Annotated in this window: 21 protein-coding genes and 2 pseudogenes; 16 read left to right on the top strand and 7 right to left on the bottom strand. The window is 47.6% G+C overall.

All coding sequences use genetic code 11. The features are described 5' to 3' along the window. The 7 genes from BEB54_RS26665 to BEB54_RS28755 all read right to left on the bottom strand — a co-directional run. A partial coding sequence (locus tag BEB54_RS26665) for an exonuclease VIII (protein ID WP_072147117.1) occupies positions 1 to 374 on the bottom strand: 374 nt, incomplete at its 3' end. A 79-nt stretch (positions 375 to 453) separates the two neighbouring features. Further along, positions 454 to 657, bottom strand: coding sequence for a DUF1482 family protein (locus BEB54_RS26660; RefSeq protein WP_001090551.1), 204 nt, complete (start codon positions 655 to 657; stop codon positions 454 to 456). Beyond that, positions 654 to 842, bottom strand: a complete 189-nt coding sequence (gene dicB, locus BEB54_RS26655; RefSeq protein WP_000449185.1) for a cell division inhibition protein DicB — start codon at positions 840 to 842, stop codon at positions 654 to 656. The genes BEB54_RS26660 and dicB overlap by 4 nt, the downstream gene beginning before the upstream one ends. 538 nt (positions 843 to 1,380) lie before the next feature. Continuing rightward, positions 1,381 to 1,599 (bottom strand): protein YdfC, encoded by a 219-nt coding sequence (gene ydfC, locus BEB54_RS26645; RefSeq protein WP_105282325.1) that lies wholly within the window; start codon positions 1,597 to 1,599, stop codon positions 1,381 to 1,383. Between the two features lie 29 nt (positions 1,600 to 1,628). Beyond that, positions 1,629 to 1,757, bottom strand: coding sequence for a protein YdfB (ydfB, locus tag BEB54_RS29770; protein ID WP_000347172.1), 129 nt, complete (start codon positions 1,755 to 1,757; stop codon positions 1,629 to 1,631). Between the two features lies 1 nt (position 1,758). Further along, positions 1,759 to 1,914, bottom strand: a complete 156-nt coding sequence (locus BEB54_RS26635; RefSeq protein WP_000379575.1) for a DUF1391 family protein — start codon at positions 1,912 to 1,914, stop codon at positions 1,759 to 1,761. Positions 1,915 to 2,206: 292 nt separating this feature from the next. Next, positions 2,207 to 2,545 carry a LexA family protein gene (locus tag BEB54_RS28755; RefSeq protein ID WP_001420344.1) on the bottom strand — a complete coding sequence of 113 codons (339 nt, stop codon included), beginning with the start codon at positions 2,543 to 2,545 and terminating at the stop codon, positions 2,207 to 2,209. Between the two features lie 391 nt (positions 2,546 to 2,936). Between BEB54_RS28755 and BEB54_RS26625 the strand changes: the two are divergent. The 16 genes and pseudogenes from BEB54_RS26625 to BEB54_RS26550 all read left to right on the top strand — a co-directional run. Further along, a pseudogene (locus BEB54_RS26625) lies at positions 2,937 to 3,180 on the top strand (Cro/CI family transcriptional regulator). Continuing rightward, a complete protein-coding gene (locus BEB54_RS26620; protein ID WP_000693943.1) occupies positions 3,164 to 3,589 on the top strand; it encodes a toxin YdaT family protein in 426 nt (141 codons plus the stop codon). Before BEB54_RS26625 ends, BEB54_RS26620 begins: the two are co-directional and overlap by 17 nt. Positions 3,590 to 3,611: 22 nt before the next feature. Beyond that, positions 3,612 to 4,559, top strand: a complete 948-nt coding sequence (locus BEB54_RS26615) for a helix-turn-helix domain-containing protein (RefSeq protein WP_105282324.1) — start codon at positions 3,612 to 3,614, stop codon at positions 4,557 to 4,559. Positions 4,560 to 4,565: 6 nt separating this feature from the next. Next, positions 4,566 to 5,306 carry an ATP-binding protein gene (locus tag BEB54_RS26610; protein ID WP_000790458.1) on the top strand — a complete coding sequence of 247 codons (741 nt, stop codon included), beginning with the start codon at positions 4,566 to 4,568 and terminating at the stop codon, positions 5,304 to 5,306. Positions 5,307 to 5,335: 29 nt separating this feature from the next. Continuing rightward, positions 5,336 to 6,106 carry a DUF1627 domain-containing protein gene (locus BEB54_RS26605; protein ID WP_000450853.1) on the top strand — a complete coding sequence of 257 codons (771 nt, stop codon included), beginning with the start codon at positions 5,336 to 5,338 and terminating at the stop codon, positions 6,104 to 6,106. Positions 6,107 to 6,121: 15 nt separating this feature from the next. Continuing rightward, a complete protein-coding gene (locus BEB54_RS26600; RefSeq protein WP_001141094.1) occupies positions 6,122 to 6,517 on the top strand; it encodes a DUF977 family protein in 396 nt (131 codons plus the stop codon). Between the two features lie 174 nt (positions 6,518 to 6,691). Next, positions 6,692 to 7,357 carry an epoxyqueuosine reductase QueH gene (locus BEB54_RS26595; protein WP_000150294.1) on the top strand — a complete coding sequence of 222 codons (666 nt, stop codon included), beginning with the start codon at positions 6,692 to 6,694 and terminating at the stop codon, positions 7,355 to 7,357. Between the two features lie 184 nt (positions 7,358 to 7,541). Then, positions 7,542 to 8,660, top strand: coding sequence for a DNA cytosine methyltransferase (locus BEB54_RS26590; protein ID WP_063104064.1), 1,119 nt, complete (start codon positions 7,542 to 7,544; stop codon positions 8,658 to 8,660). A gap of 13 nt (positions 8,661 to 8,673) precedes the next feature. After that, the gene (locus tag BEB54_RS26585) at positions 8,674 to 9,552 is read left to right on the top strand and encodes an NgoMIV family type II restriction endonuclease (RefSeq protein WP_001012717.1); all 879 of its coding nucleotides are present in this window, start codon (positions 8,674 to 8,676) and stop codon (positions 9,550 to 9,552) included. Between the two features lie 170 nt (positions 9,553 to 9,722). Next, positions 9,723 to 9,995: a hypothetical protein gene (locus BEB54_RS26580; RefSeq protein ID WP_032155207.1), complete on the top strand. Its 273-nt coding sequence runs from the start codon at positions 9,723 to 9,725 to the stop codon at positions 9,993 to 9,995. A 1-nt stretch (position 9,996) separates the two neighbouring features. After that, positions 9,997 to 11,046 (top strand): DUF968 domain-containing protein, encoded by a 1,050-nt coding sequence (locus tag BEB54_RS26575; RefSeq protein WP_063104062.1) that lies wholly within the window; start codon positions 9,997 to 9,999, stop codon positions 11,044 to 11,046. 12 nt (positions 11,047 to 11,058) lie between these two features. Further along, on the top strand, positions 11,059 to 11,421 hold the full coding sequence (locus tag BEB54_RS26570; RefSeq protein WP_000904136.1) for a RusA family crossover junction endodeoxyribonuclease: 363 nt from the start codon (positions 11,059 to 11,061) through the stop codon (positions 11,419 to 11,421). Next, a complete protein-coding gene (locus BEB54_RS26565) occupies positions 11,414 to 12,079 on the top strand; it encodes a bacteriophage antitermination protein Q (protein WP_050868118.1) in 666 nt (221 codons plus the stop codon). Before BEB54_RS26570 ends, BEB54_RS26565 begins: the two co-directional genes overlap by 8 nt. A 253-nt stretch (positions 12,080 to 12,332) precedes the next feature. Beyond that, on the top strand, positions 12,333 to 13,046 hold the full coding sequence (locus tag BEB54_RS26560) for a hypothetical protein (RefSeq protein ID WP_000342738.1): 714 nt from the start codon (positions 12,333 to 12,335) through the stop codon (positions 13,044 to 13,046). Positions 13,047 to 13,219: 173 nt separating this feature from the next. After that, positions 13,220 to 13,417 carry a hypothetical protein gene (locus tag BEB54_RS26555; protein ID WP_000917743.1) on the top strand — a complete coding sequence of 66 codons (198 nt, stop codon included), beginning with the start codon at positions 13,220 to 13,222 and terminating at the stop codon, positions 13,415 to 13,417. Positions 13,418 to 13,568: 151 nt separating this feature from the next. Next, positions 13,569 to 13,817 (top strand): annotated as a pseudogene (locus BEB54_RS26550) (DNA methyltransferase); the annotation flags it as partial. Positions 13,818 to 14,003 lie beyond the last annotated feature (186 nt).

Genomic DNA, 14,003 nt, shown 5'->3' with positions numbered 1-14,003 from the left:
TCACATGTGTCGAACTTAACCATGACAGCGTTCTGTACTTCAGGGGCCAGCTTGTCAAAAGTGACGTTCATCGGATCTGATTCAGTCTCAACCGGGACAAAGGAAGCAGACTCCTCATCCCAGCGGTTTTCCTGCATATATTCAGCATCCCAGGAATCGAGGGCAGGGCGGGGTATACCGGGTTTATCCTCGCAAACAAGAAATTTATAAGCGCAGTCCTGAGCAGCCGGATAATGTTCCAGGAATTGCCAGTGAAATTTTGCACGGGCGCGACGTTCATCACCGGCTTCAATGGCAGTGGCTACAGCGACTGCACCTTCTTCCTTTATTGCCTGTTCGTCCGGAATGGCGGCGCAAATAAAGACTTTACTCATTTTGTTTTACCTCATTACAGATTTAAGGGTGAACAAATCCCTGCCATTGCTGGCATATAAAAATGAAACTGGATATTAATTACGGCGCTGTTTTTAATCCTGCCGGGATTTCGTTATTATCCATGCGAATAACTTTCTCGACCGGATAACAGTTACCAGGAATTTTCTGTTCTGCTGCGGCAGCCATACATTCTTTCATTGAACCATATATACCAGTAACCACATCAACAGGTTCGCCAGTATTAAGAAAAACAGTCAGAGTGAGGGCAACAGCAGTATTCATTGCCAGCGTCCTTTTTGCATCAGGCGTAAACGGGCCAGCATTGAAACAATGCATATTTTATTTAATAACTCCCGTTCGTGTTTTCTCTTGTTAATGGCATCTTCAGTAAATTCAGGGTTACTGATAGTGACACCAATTTCAAAACAACCTTCAGACGTATTAACGTTTGGTAATAACGTTTCCATTATCGCGTCCTCAACAATGAATTTTGTGATGCGGTGCCTGGTGCCTCCAGGTGACGTTAACCAGTTAACAATTAACGCCGGATACAGAGAATCCACCCATAACACTGTTTTTGGTTTTAACTGTTCCGCGTGCGCTCAGCCGCATTCACCACATCACAAAATTCACTTTAAAAAGGGCGGCAGAGCAGTCACGGAGTAAAACTGATACCGCCAAACGTCACCAGAAAATTGATAACAGAGGGCGTTGCAGCGGGGTTGTCACTTAAGCGTATGGTCAACCTGACAACCCGGTGTCCTCAACGGGGAAGGAATAACCCCGCCATACTTACCGCCGCGCCATTTCGCGGAGTGCCACAACCGGAAGCGCACGGTCGACGAAAATTTAACGACAGGCTATCTATGAACCAGCTACCTCGCCGTGCGCTTTCGCGTTATGGTCTGACTTTTCAGGGAAATATCCTTTCAGTAAACTGTCAGTGCCGGATGCTCACCCGTGGAGAACTCTTTAATTACCAACCTTAGCTTCGTTGGTTAGCTATTAACGCGGGTATGTAATCATTCTGGCAATGCTTAATGCCGCTGCTTTTTCCAGCCTGGTGATATCCTGCTCCAGAGCGGACAGATTTTCAGCCTGCTTAGTCTTGGCTTCATTGGCCCATTTCAGGTCCTGCGCAGCCTTAATTTTCTGGTGCATCCACTCATAAAGTTCATCATCGGTATAGTCTGGCGCGATGATGACGGGTTCTCGTTTCTGCATACTGATTCCTCGCGGTGCTGTTTCGCTTATCAGCCGTTAGATTTTGCCGAACTGGAAAGCGCCTGTTTAAACTCACTGAAGCTGAGGGCTTCTTCGCCTTCGGCAAGGCCTTCGAAGTATTCTTCGTAAGCCTTTTCCATGATTGTGTTGAAATCCATATCACTCACCTGAGTTTCTTTCCAGCCAGCGACGGGCACCATTTTCGGTTTTAAACGTTTTGCTTTTTGTATACGTCATTGCGGTGAAGGTGCCGTCCTGGTTTGGAAACACGCCGTACACCAGAGATTCGTTGTTGCCAAGATCGATAGTATCCATGCTGACCTCATTTCCCCTTAACGCCGGGGTAGCGGAACAAAAACCTGCTGCATAGTTATTAAAGTTGAACCCTGCCGTCATGTTCTTACGCCTCGGGCTGGCTACTTAACCCCTGACCACTGCCTGGTAACTCGAAGTATTGCCCTGCATTCTGTAGGATGGGGTGAGGGAACGAATGAAGTTTAGAAAAACGAACTTTTCAGGTCAATGTTTTTTTATCAAAACATTTTAAGCAGGCAGCTGTTAAGCCATCACCACGATGGCATACAGTTAATCAAATAGATGAGGTTGGTTAAATATCTTGTTGAATTTTAAAGCATACGCCCAATATGCAAGATAGATCATCCAGCATAATTGAAGGGTAGCGAGGATTCGTGGGGACTAAAAGAATATCCGGCCCTTCTATCTCCAGTTTACGAATGACAGGTGTTGTGGTCCCTTTGGGTAAGGCAAGGACAATATTTCCTGGTTGTACGGTTCGATCGGGATCAACAAAAACTGTTGAACCATTTGGGATGGAAACTCCCCCACCAGATGTTGACATACTGTCACTCTCTAGAACAACTGCAAAGGTATTGACCGGGATTTCTCCGACAAGCTGCACACAAGAGGTTATTGAGGAATTTTTCATATAATCACTCCAGCTTGCTGCCTGCTGAAGTGATAGTAGCGGAACCGTTTTTATCGGCGGTAAAGATAGATCAAGCGAATCACCTGTATTTAACTCTCCTCCATTAAGAAGCCAATTTTCGTTTACTTTCAATATTTTTGCCAGTGAACTTATGTAACGCGAGGACGGCGCTCCTCCACCGTTCATCCATTGACTTACGGAGCCTTTTGATGCGCCAGTGCCATTGACAAGGTCTTTGCCTTTCAGGTTTAGCGCATGCATACGTTGGGTTATGCGTTCAGATATAGTTTGCTTGCTCATGTTTTGATTTTAAAACACAGATGGTTTTGTTTCTTGACTTTCTTTGGTTTTGATTATTAAACTTTTGACGTTCAGTTTTATGGAGCGACTCATGAAAAAATCAGAAGTATTAGGCTATTTTGGCGGAGTTGTTAAAACAGCCGCAGCTCTAGGAACGTCAAAAACCACAGTCAGCATGTGGGGGGAAGAGGTTCCGTGGAAATGGGCGTTGCTAATTCAGGCAGTCACTGCCGGGGCGCTCAAATATGAGTTACACATACCGACGGTTGTCATTCCCGGTTCTGATCATAATCCGCCTTCTAACCAAGGGGGGGATTCATGAAAATCAAGCATGAACACATCCGCATGGCGATGAATGTCTGGGCGCATCCGGACGGCGAAAAAGTGCCGGCTGCGAAAATTACCAAAGCGTATTTCGAGCTGGGAATGACGTTCCCGGAACTGTATGACGACAGCCATCCGGAAGCCCTGGCCCGTAATACCCAGAAAATTTTCCGTTGGCTGGATAAAGACACCCCTGATGCTGTTGAAAAAATGCAGGCTCTGTTACCGGCGATCGAAAAGGCGATGCCGCCTTTGCTGGTGGCCCGTATGCGCAGCCACAGTTCTGAATATTACCGTGAGATCGTCGAACGGAGGGATCGGCTGGTGAAGGATGTCGATGATTTTGTTGCGTCAGCGGTTGTTTTGTATGACCAGATGAATCGCGGCGGCCCGGCAGGGAATGCTGTGGTGATGCACTAAAAGCACGGTGTTCGGGGGTTTTATGAGCAGCAAGCTTCATGGTCTTGTCTGGGAAGGGTGCGCCTTCACCGGCATGATCTTATCCAGGGTGGCGGTTATGGCCCGTCTTGCAGACTACAGCAATGACGAGGGCGTGTCATGGCCTGCCATTGAAACTATCCGGCGTCAGATCGGTGCAAGAAGTGAATCCACAGTGAAATCGGCTATTGCAGAACTGGCGAAAGAGGGCTGGCTGACGAAGGAAGAGCGTAAGGTCGGTGGGCGTAATGTAAGCAATATCTATCGGCTTAATGTGGAAAAACTCGAAGCAGCTGCGGCGGCGGCGCGTGAGTCATATAAACCGAAAAGAAAAATTAGCCCGGCAAAAAATGACCCGTCAAATATTGACCCCTCAACGGTTGACCCGTCAAATTTTGATGGATCAACTGTTGATAAAAAACTGCCGATTAGGGGGCCGATGATTGACCCCGATCCGTCAGTATTAAAACCTGATCCGTCAGATAAAAGATCTTCTTGTCCGGACGCTTCGCAACCGGACCCGCAGACGGCTGAACAGGATTTTTTAACCCGACACCCTGACGCGGTTGTGTTCAGTGCGAAAAAACGCCAGTGGGGAAGTCAGGAAGATTTGGTGTGCGCACAGTGGATCTGGGGACGAATCGTGAGTCTTTACGAACAGGCTGCCAGTGACGATGGTGAGATCACGCGACCGAAAGAGCCCAACTGGACGGCGTGGGCCAATGACGTGCGCACAATGCGGATGCTGGATGGAAGAAGTCACAGACAAATTTGCGAAATGTTCAGCCGGGCACAACGAGATCCGTTCTGGATAAAAAACATCAAGAGCCCGGAAAAACTCCGTGAGAAATGGGATGAACTGGTTATTCGACTGTGGCGTGGTCCCGCGCAGCGTTGCGTGAATCATATTTCTGAACCGGATACCGAAATTCCGCCGGGTTTCAGGGGGTAGCGCACCATGAAAAACATTACGTCAGGTGGTGTTCTGGCAAGAGTCAGCAGATTTGTGCCGCAGGATGCAATCCCTCCGTACCGTACGGTGGCGGAGTGGCGGGAATGGCAGCTTGCTGAAGGGCGTAAGCGCAGCGAGGAGGTTAATCGTCTGAATCATCAGACGCGGGTTGAAAAAATTATTAACCGCTCCGGTATCCAGCTGCTTCACCGGAAGTGTACGTTCGGTAACTACCGGGTGCAGAACGATGGTCAGCGCCATGCCCTGAGTCAGGCGAAATCCATTGCGGCAGAGCTGGAAGGCGGCTGTACGAATTTTGTTTTCAGTGGCAGGCCTGGCACAGGAAAAAACCACCTGGCGGCGGCTATTGGCAACCACCTTCTGGCGAAAGGTCGCAGTGTGATTGTGATAACAGTGGCGGATGTGATGCTGGCGTTACATGGCAGCTACGACAACAAAAACTCGGGCGAAAAATTTTTGCAGGGATTGTGTGGCGTTGACCTGCTGGTACTGGATGAAATTGGCATGCAACGGGATACGCGTAATGAGCAGGTCACGCTGAATCAGATTGTTGACCGCAGAACGGCATCGTTACTCAGTGTGGGGATGCTGACAAATCTTAACCATGCAGCGATGAATACACTTCTCGGCGAGCGGGTGATGGACCGCATGTCCATGAACGGTGGTCGCTGGGTGACGTTTAACTGGGAGAGCTGGCGTCCGAACGTCAGCCAGCACAGGAACTGAGAAGTAATTTTTATCCGGAGGAAGTTTTAATGGAAACCGTATTGCATGCACTGAAAGCGATGGGTAAAGCCAATTCTGTTGAACTGGCGGCGCGGCTTGATATCAGCCGTGAAGAAGTTCTCAACGAACTGTGGGAACTCAAAGAAAATGGCGTTGTTGATAAAACGGGTCACACCTGGTTTCTGGCTGGTGAAGGTGAATCCGGGGTAACCGAAGAACAGCCAGCACAGTCTGAAGTACCGGATGTGCTGACCGGGGAGGTCGAACAAAAAGTTACCGCGGACATGATGATTGAGTTTATCTGTCAGGATGGGGCTAAAACGTGTGAGGAACTGGCGGATAAGTTCGGTGTTAGCATTCGCAAGGTTGCTTCCACGTTGGCGGTCGTAACAGCAACGGGGCGCCTGGCACGCGTAAATCAGAACGGTAAATTTCGTTACTGCATACCGGGCGCTGATTTACCGGCAGAGCCGGAAGCTGCATCCGTAGCGGAAACGGATGGTAAAGCCATTCCTCAGCCAGCAGGTATTGCGTTACCTGTCCGGGAAGCGGAAACACAGGAAGAAATAAAAACTGAAAGTGTGGCGGTCACAGTGCAGTCACAGCCGTCGTTCACCAGAAAACATCCGGATGGTCTGATTTTACCATCGCTGCATGTGGCTAACCGCGAGCTGCGCCGGGCAAAAGGTCAGGTTCAGAAGTGGGAGCGAGTCTGCGCCGCGCTGCGGGAGCTGAACAAGCACCGGGATATTGTTCGACAGATTGTCGATTCATCCGGTCGTATTGTGTCGGAAAAGTGATTGCCGGAGGCGCTTATGGCAAAAGTATTTACACCAGAAGAGCGGGAAGAAGTGAAGGCGCGCATTGTGGAATTCGTGCGCCTGAGCGGACGAGAAACTTTTCGACAACTGGCAGATAAAACGGGTGTCAGTAAGACCGCTATTCGTCGTTTATCTGGTGCGCTTGCGGCCAGTGGTGATGTCTGGCTCTGTGATTGCGGGGTATTTCCATCAGAGCAGGCGTATCGCGTATGGCGTAAGACACCGGAGAAGGCTGCTGACCCGACACTGATTCGAAAGTTACCAGACGGAGAAATACGCCGCTACGACAGGCGCCTGAATATAATCTGTCGCGAGTGCCGGAAGAGCGAAGCTATGCAGCGTGTACTGGCATTTTATCAAGGAAATGTTAGGTATTTTAGACGTTACTAGATTAAAGAGCATTAGTTCAGATGTGAATTGACATTTTCATGGCGCAGGGTAGAGCCAGCGTGGTTGTCCGCTTTGCGTCAAAACCAGATATTACCAGATTTAGACATATATTCCCGATAGCCCTGCTCTGATGCTACACTCTGTGCTATTTTCATGACCCCAATAAAAATATTTATGACTATTGCTGATTTCAAACGGCCTAAATTGGAACTCCCAAACGGGGCAAACAAACTACTACTGCACTCTTGCTGTGCTCCATGTTCCGGTGAAGTGATGGAGGCGCTTCAGGCCTCGGGAATCGACTACACCATCTTTTTCTACAACCCGAACATTCATCCTCAGAAAGAGTATTTAATTCGTAAGGATGAAAATATTCGCTTTGCTGAACAACACGGCGTGCCGTTTATCGATGCTGATTACGACACCGACAACTGGTTTGAACGTGCCAAAGGAATGGAATGGGAGCCTGAGAGGGGGATCCGTTGTACCATGTGTTTTGACATGCGTTTTGAGCGGACAGCGTTGTACGCTGCTGAAAATGGTTTCAGTGTGATCAGCAGTTCACTGGGCATTTCACGCTGGAAAAATATGCAGCAGGTTAACGAGTGTGGGCGGCGAGCTGTTGCGCATTATCCGGGTATGGTGTACTGGGATTATAACTGGCGCAAGCAGGGCGGCTCGTCCCGTATGATTGAAATCAGCAAGCGCGAAAAATTCTATCAGCAGGAATATTGTGGCTGTGTGTATTCTCTGCGCGATACCAATCTACACCGCAAATCTCAGGGACGCCCTCTTATCAAAATTGGCCAACTCCACTACGGAAAAGAAGAGAAGGAGTGATTTTATGGATCACCTTTCTGATTGATTTCATATTGGCGAGGTGACGTGAGTTAAGTAGAATTGCTGCGGGTGCCTGAGGCTGTCTGCCTCAGGCATGAACACCAAAAGGCAGATAGAGAAAGCCCCAGTTAACATTACGCGTCCTGTAAGACGCTCAACATTAATCTGAGGCATATGGATGCGGATGAAAGAATTAAATAAATTCAGAGTGATAGACCTCTTTTGTGGGGCAGGTGGATTATCTTATGGTTTTCTTCATGGAGAGATGTCTGACTACTTTGAAAGTATCCTTGCTATTGATAATAATGCTGCAGCTATAAATACCTACAATGCCAATTTTGGTTTGCATGGAGTTCAGGCAAATATTGAGGAGTGGGCATCCAGCAATACTGTTCCTGAGGCTGATGTGGTCATAGGTGGCCCCCCGTGTCAGGGATTCAGTTTATTGAATAAGAATCGTTATGGTGATCACCGAAGAGCATTGTGGGAGCCTTATATGGATGTCATTGAGCGTTCAAGGGCTTGTATGTTCGTCATGGAAAATGTCCCCGGATTGCTGATAAGCGATGAGTTTGCGGACATTACGTTTAGAGCGAAATCCATGGGCTTTATTCTGCTTAATCCAATGGTGTTGAATACTGCTGACTATGGAGTACCTCAGACAAGAAAACGAACGATAGCAATCGGTATCAAACGAGAACTCTTCGATGTGCATAGTATTCCGGCGTTCCCGCCAGCACCAACGCATCGTTCCCCTGATAAGGATGTCGCTTTGCCTGAATGGGTCTGTACGCGTGATGCAATTGGTGACTTACCTGCTCCTGTTGGAACTGATATTCGTAATGAACTTCCTCCGCTGAACTTACATTTTGGGCGTAATCCCACACCTGTTTCTCTGGAGCGATATAAAGCGGTTCCACCAGGAGGTAACCGTTTCGATTTACAGAAAAAAAGACCTGATATAACCCCGGCGTGCTGGCTAAAAAAGAAATCTGGAGGGACCGATTTGTTTGGACGTCTGTGGTGGGACAGACCTTCAGTAACGATTCGTACTGAGTTTTTCAAACCGGAGAAAGGGCGATATTTACATCCGGAAGAGGATCGGCCAATAACTCATCGTGAGGCAGCGAGATTAATGTCTTTTCCTGATAATTTCATTTTTACCGGTTCAAAAACTGAGATTGCAAAGCAGATCGGGAATGCTGTTCCACCGCTATTTGCGGCAAAAATCGCACAATATGTGTATGGAGTTTTGCAGGGACGGTATAAGAATAACATCAGTAAGAATAGTCAAGTAGCCTGAAGGAAATCCAGAAATGAATGGAGATTTGGTTGACAGCATAGTTGGTTTTGCTGAAGCCAGAAAGGAGTTTCATGCCCAATTGTTACTGAATACGCTCACAATTAATACTGCCGGAGTTGTTAGTAACGCAGATAGCAGTAACAAAAACAGTAAAGCTATAGCAAGAGAAATTGCTCGCTTCTTGCAGGCTGAAACGATTGGTGAACGTGTTGCAGGGCAAACATCTGGTAATCAGTTTGAGAGTATCTGCGCAGAGTTTATAGAAAAAACCTTTTTTAAACTCAGCCACTTACGCCCTGGAAAATGGAATGTACATCAGGTTTCTGGTAGAAACAGATTAGAGATAGCTAAATATGAACAATATGCCCATCTTATAGCATTGGATAGTGCTGCAAAAAGTAATCCTCAGCTAGCTGCTGCACTGGGGAGTGATTATACGATTTCACCAGATATTATTGTTGAAAGAGAACCTGAATGTGATCAAGTTATCAACAGTCCTGAATTACTGGTGGATGATTCTGTTACCCGCATGTCAGCTCTCAGGAGTTCGAATGGTGGGAAACCAATATTACACGCAAGTATTTCCTGCAAATGGACAATAAGAAGCGACCGGGCCCAGAATGCTCGTTCTGAGGCATTAAATCTTATTCGCAACCGTAAGGGAAATCTCCCTCATGTAATGGTTGTTACTGCTGAGCCTACTCCAAGTCGTCTGGCGTCTATTGCTCTTGGTACTGGTGATATAGATTGCGTGTATCATTTTGCGCTTTATGAACTTATATCAGCAGTTGAAATACTGGGGCTCAGCGATGCAGCTGACATGCTTTCCGTGATGGTTAATGGTAAAAGATTAAAGGATATTTCTGATCTTCCCTTGGATCTTGCAGTCTGACATCTCTACGTAAATAGAGTCTGTCATATTTTAACTGTGATGGCACGTCATTGACTTCAGTACATTTTTACTAACCCGCTTCGCGGGTTTTGTTTTTTCCTGGCATTCTGGTTTACAATCCACACGCCAGCCTGAACAACTGGCACCTGCTGCGCCAGCAGAGACAACCGATGGCGCACAATACCAAACACCACAATTCTGATGCCGACCCTGCCAGCAGACACGGACGGCGCTCTCACGCATTCAAATATGACTGGTACCAGCATGACCAATGCACTGAAGAACAGGCCGAGTGGCTGATTCAGAATTACCGCAGACGTGGATACCAGTTTCAGAAAGGCCTCAGTCCTGACTTCCGACACTGGATAATTTCCGTCAGGCTCCCTTATTCCGAACGCCCGCCGCGTCCGTCCCGCACATATCAGCAACGCATCTGGAGGTAACGTGCGGGTATTACTTCGACCTGTTCTGGTACCGGAACTCAGTCTGGTTATCGTTAAGCCAGGCCGTGAATCAATGTCAGTATTCCATAACGGCAGAATATTGGTGGAGCCGGAACCGAAAAACATGCGCGGTCTGCCGTCCGGAGTCGTTCCTGCCGTTCGCCAGCCGCTGGCAGAGGATAAAACATTACTGCCATTTTTCAGCGATGAGCGGGTTATTCGTGCTGCAGGTGGTGCAGGTGCACTGTCTGACTGGTTATTACGTCACGTGAAATCCTGCCAGTGGCCACACGGCGGTTATCATCACAGCGAAACCGTCATTCACCGTTATGGTACCGGCGCGATGGTGTTGTGCTGGCACTGTGACAACCAGCTGCGCGACCAGACATCAGAATCACTCGATCAACTTGCTCAGCAGAATCTGGTTGCCTGGATGATTGATGTCATCCGTCACGCAATAAGCGGTACGCAGGAGAGGGAGTTATCGCTGGCCGAATTATCCTGGTGGGCGGCCTGCAATCAGGTGGTGGATGCACTACCTGAGGCAGTAGCGCGTCGTTCGCTGGGATTACCAGCGGAAAAAATCCGCTCCGTATACCGTGAGAGTGACATCGTACCGGGAGAACAGACAGCCATCAGCATACTGAAGCAGCGCACAAAAAATATTGCGCTGCCACTTCACGTCCACCAGCAACAAAATCCACCACAGAAAAAAACGGTTGTCAGTATCGCCGTTGATCCGGAGTCTCCTGAATCGTTCATGAGGCGGCCTAAACGTCGCCGTTGGGTTAATGAGAAATACACGCGCTGGGTAAAGACACAGCCGTGTGCGTGTTGTGGTAAGCCAGCTGACGATCCGCATCACCTGATTGGTCATGGTCAGGGGGGAGTGGGAACAAAGGCCCACGATATTTTCACGCTACCGTTGTGCCGGGAGCACCACAACGAACTTCATGCAGACCCGCTGAAGTTTGAGAAAAAGTACGGCTCTCAGATTGAGTTAATTTTTCGTTTTCTTGATCACGCCTTTGCGACTGGCGTGCTCGGGTAAAAGAGGTGACTGATGCTCATAGATTTGGTTTTACCTTACCCGCCGACGGTGAACACTTACTGGCGACGCCGTGGCAGCACATATTTTGTATCAAAAGCCGGGGAGCGTTATCGCCGGGCAGTGGCGCTTATTGTTCGCCAGCAGCGACTGAAATTAAGCCTGTCCGGACGGCTGGCAATAAAAATTATTGCAGAGCCACCGGATAAGCGCCGCCGTGACCTGGACAATATTCTGAAAGCACCGCTGGATGCGCTGACGCACGCGGGGTTGTTAATGGACGATGAGCAGTTTGATGAAATCAATATTGTACGTGGCAAGCCAGTATCTGGTGGACGGCTGGAGATAAGAATTACAGAGGTGGGTGTGCATGAATAACCAGTATTTACAGTTTGTTCGTGAGCAACTCATGATTGCCACTGCGGATCTTAGTGGGTCGACAAAAGGCCAGCTGGAAGCCTGGCAGGAAAATGCCCTGTTCGATACAGGGCGTTACAGACGCAAAAAAATTCGTTACCGCGATGAGGTAACCGGAAAAATGATCACGCGGGATAATCCCCCGATCCCGGGTAAACAATCACTGGCGAAAGGCTCATCAATTGCCCTGGTCAGTCCGGTTGAGTTTTCGACATCATCATGGCGACGCGCCGTTCTGTCTCTTGAAGAACATCATAAAGCCTGGCTGCTGTGGTGTTACAGCGGTAGCATTTGCTGGGAGCATCAGATCGCGATAACGCAGTGGGCGTGGACTGAATTTAATGCTCAATCCGGTACCAGAAAAATTGCAGGAAAAACTCTGGTGCGCCTGAAGACGTTGATCTGGTTGGCGGCGCAGGCGGTAAAAGCTGAGCTTTTTGGTGGGGAAGGTTACGAATACCAGGAACTGGCGTTACTGGTGGGAGTAACAACCAAAAACTGGTCCAAGACATTTACTGGTCACTGGGTTGCAATGAAACACATTTTTCATCGGCTGGATAGTGAAGCTTTATTGTTGGTGGAGGGAACACGTTCAAAACAAAAGGCGGCATTTTCATAGCAAAGTATTGCAAAAGTAGATAAAAAGGCATATGTTTCGTGTAAATCTGATATTTTGCCGTTATTATACGTGATGACAAAGCCACTAAAACCCGTGACCGAGCGGGTTTTTTACCCCCCAAAAAATGGCATAGACATTAAACGTGATGACGATTGTGCCAATACTTTCTCCATCAATGACGCCCCTTGACTGCATGGAATCCAATTTGTTATGTAATGTGTGTTGATATTTTTGAGTTGTTAATGGTGTTACTATGGATGACAGTGCTCTGCTCAGAAACTCTTCACTTTTTGTTGCTTATATGGGCTGTCTCGGATGGGGGAGCGCTTATTTCTATGGATGGGGTACTTCATTTTACTATGGCTTTCCATGGTGGGTTGTCGGGGCTGGTGTCGATGATGTAGCACGAAGTTTGTTTTATGCTGTGACAGTTATCGTTATATTCCTTATTGGATGGGGAGTTGGTATTGTTTTCTTTTTGGGCATAAAACAAAAGCGCAATATACAAAATTTGAGTTTTATCCGGCTTTTTCTCGCGATATTGCTGCTTTTTATTCCACCTGTTCTGGAGTTTTCTGTAATTCATCAGCATGTTGAGCCAGATGTACTGATTTTCTGTGTTCTTGCTGCCTTTGCAATCACGCTTTTTGTCAGGTCTGGAAGAAGACTTGTTTCAGTCAAATGTTTTTCGGAAATGTCTGTTATTCGCCATCACCGAATTGAGTTCATGATGGCTGGGTTTATGATTTATTTCTGGGCATTCTCTCTTATTGCCGGTTGGTACAAACCACAGTTTAAGAGGGAATATCAGACGGTCCACTATGAGAATGTATGGTATTACATTATTGCGCGCTATGATGATCGTCTGGTGTTATCGAAATCATACAGGAGTGGGGGTAAGAAATTCGTTATATTTAATAGCGGAAATATTAATGATTTTGAAATTAATACTGTCAGAGTACGTTAAAATTTCCTGAGTAATAAAGATTTTACTGCCCGGCATTGAGCGGTTTTTTTATGCCAGAAAAATGGTGCAGTACATAAAATGTGCAGGTGGTTATTAATACCGGTCTTTCAGCTTGCTGGCTTTTTCGACAAGAGTTATTGGTGTGTCACGTTAACCGGAAAAGGGAAAAAGACATGCTGAAACAGCAGGATATGACCGAAACCGCCAGAGTGGTTTTTAATGAATTAAGTGCCACCGAACCGGCGACTGTCGGGGAGATTGCACAGAATACGTACCTTTCACGCGAACGCTGCCAGCTAATACTGACCCAGCTTGTTATGGCGGGTCTGGCAGACTATCAGTTCGGTTGTTACAGACGCCTTCAGTCCTGAAGGCTTTTTTATTTGTGGTAAATGGGCGGCTGGTGGGTGTTAGGGGCACTCACCAGCCATCTGCTCATGCGTTGGGGTCACAAGCAAACCTCAGGCCCATCTGCTTTGCGCAAAAGCAGAATGAGCCTATCAGAGACAGGCTTAATGATCCATGCTTAATACTGTAAAAATATCCAGTTGTGAGTTAATCAACGCCGACTGCCTGGAATTTATCCGGTCGTTACCCGAAAATTCTGTTGACCTGATAGTCACGGACCCGCCGTACTTTAAAGTGAAGCCTGAAGGCTGGGATAACCAGTGGAAGGGCGACGATGATTACCTGAAGTGGCTGGACCAGTGTCTGGCGCAGTTCTGGCGGGTGCTGAAACCTGCCGGAAGTCTTTACCTGTTCTGTGGCCATTAGACTGGCCTCCTGAATCTCCAGACAACCAATATCACTTAAATAAGTGATAGTCTTAATACTAGTTTTTAGACTAGTCATTGGAGAACAGATGATTGATGTCTTAGGGCCGGAGAAACGCAGACGGCGTACCACACAGGAAAAGATCGCAATTGTTCAGCAGAGCTTTGAACCAGGGATGACGGT

Source organism: Escherichia sp. MOD1-EC6021, from assembly GCF_002965245.1.
Classification (GTDB): domain Bacteria; phylum Pseudomonadota; class Gammaproteobacteria; order Enterobacterales; family Enterobacteriaceae; genus Escherichia; species Escherichia coli_F.
This window is presented reverse-complemented; position numbering and strand designations above follow the sequence as displayed.

Excerpts from the sequence above, each read along its gene's own strand:
- BEB54_RS26660 (WP_001090551.1), bottom strand. The coding sequence starts at position 657 with ATGAATACTGCTGTTGCCCTCACTCTGACTGTTTTTCTTAATACTGGC.
- dicB (WP_000449185.1), bottom strand. The coding sequence starts at position 842 with ATGGAAACGTTATTACCAAACGTTAATACGTCTGAAGGTTGTTTTGAA.
- ydfC (WP_105282325.1), bottom strand. The coding sequence starts at position 1,599 with ATGCAGAAACGAGAACCCGTCATCATCGCGCCAGACTATACCGATGAT.
- ydfB (WP_000347172.1), bottom strand. The coding sequence starts at position 1,757 with ATGGATTTCAACACAATCATGGAAAAGGCTTACGAAGAATACTTCGAA.
- BEB54_RS26635 (WP_000379575.1), bottom strand. The coding sequence starts at position 1,914 with ATGGATACTATCGATCTTGGCAACAACGAATCTCTGGTGTACGGCGTG.
- BEB54_RS28755 (WP_001420344.1), bottom strand. The coding sequence starts at position 2,545 with ATGAAAAATTCCTCAATAACCTCTTGTGTGCAGCTTGTCGGAGAAATC.
- BEB54_RS26620 (WP_000693943.1), top strand. The coding sequence starts at position 3,164 with ATGAAAATCAAGCATGAACACATCCGCATGGCGATGAATGTCTGGGCG.
- BEB54_RS26615 (WP_105282324.1), top strand. The coding sequence starts at position 3,612 with ATGAGCAGCAAGCTTCATGGTCTTGTCTGGGAAGGGTGCGCCTTCACC.
- BEB54_RS26610 (WP_000790458.1), top strand. The coding sequence starts at position 4,566 with ATGAAAAACATTACGTCAGGTGGTGTTCTGGCAAGAGTCAGCAGATTT.
- BEB54_RS26605 (WP_000450853.1), top strand. The coding sequence starts at position 5,336 with ATGGAAACCGTATTGCATGCACTGAAAGCGATGGGTAAAGCCAATTCT.
- BEB54_RS26600 (WP_001141094.1), top strand. The coding sequence starts at position 6,122 with ATGGCAAAAGTATTTACACCAGAAGAGCGGGAAGAAGTGAAGGCGCGC.
- BEB54_RS26595 (WP_000150294.1), top strand. The coding sequence starts at position 6,692 with ATGACTATTGCTGATTTCAAACGGCCTAAATTGGAACTCCCAAACGGG.
- BEB54_RS26590 (WP_063104064.1), top strand. The coding sequence starts at position 7,542 with ATGAAAGAATTAAATAAATTCAGAGTGATAGACCTCTTTTGTGGGGCA.
- BEB54_RS26585 (WP_001012717.1), top strand. The coding sequence starts at position 8,674 with ATGAATGGAGATTTGGTTGACAGCATAGTTGGTTTTGCTGAAGCCAGA.
- BEB54_RS26580 (WP_032155207.1), top strand. The coding sequence starts at position 9,723 with ATGGCGCACAATACCAAACACCACAATTCTGATGCCGACCCTGCCAGC.
- BEB54_RS26570 (WP_000904136.1), top strand. The coding sequence starts at position 11,059 with ATGCTCATAGATTTGGTTTTACCTTACCCGCCGACGGTGAACACTTAC.
- BEB54_RS26565 (WP_050868118.1), top strand. The coding sequence starts at position 11,414 with ATGAATAACCAGTATTTACAGTTTGTTCGTGAGCAACTCATGATTGCC.
- BEB54_RS26560 (WP_000342738.1), top strand. The coding sequence starts at position 12,333 with ATGGATGACAGTGCTCTGCTCAGAAACTCTTCACTTTTTGTTGCTTAT.
- BEB54_RS26555 (WP_000917743.1), top strand. The coding sequence starts at position 13,220 with ATGCTGAAACAGCAGGATATGACCGAAACCGCCAGAGTGGTTTTTAAT.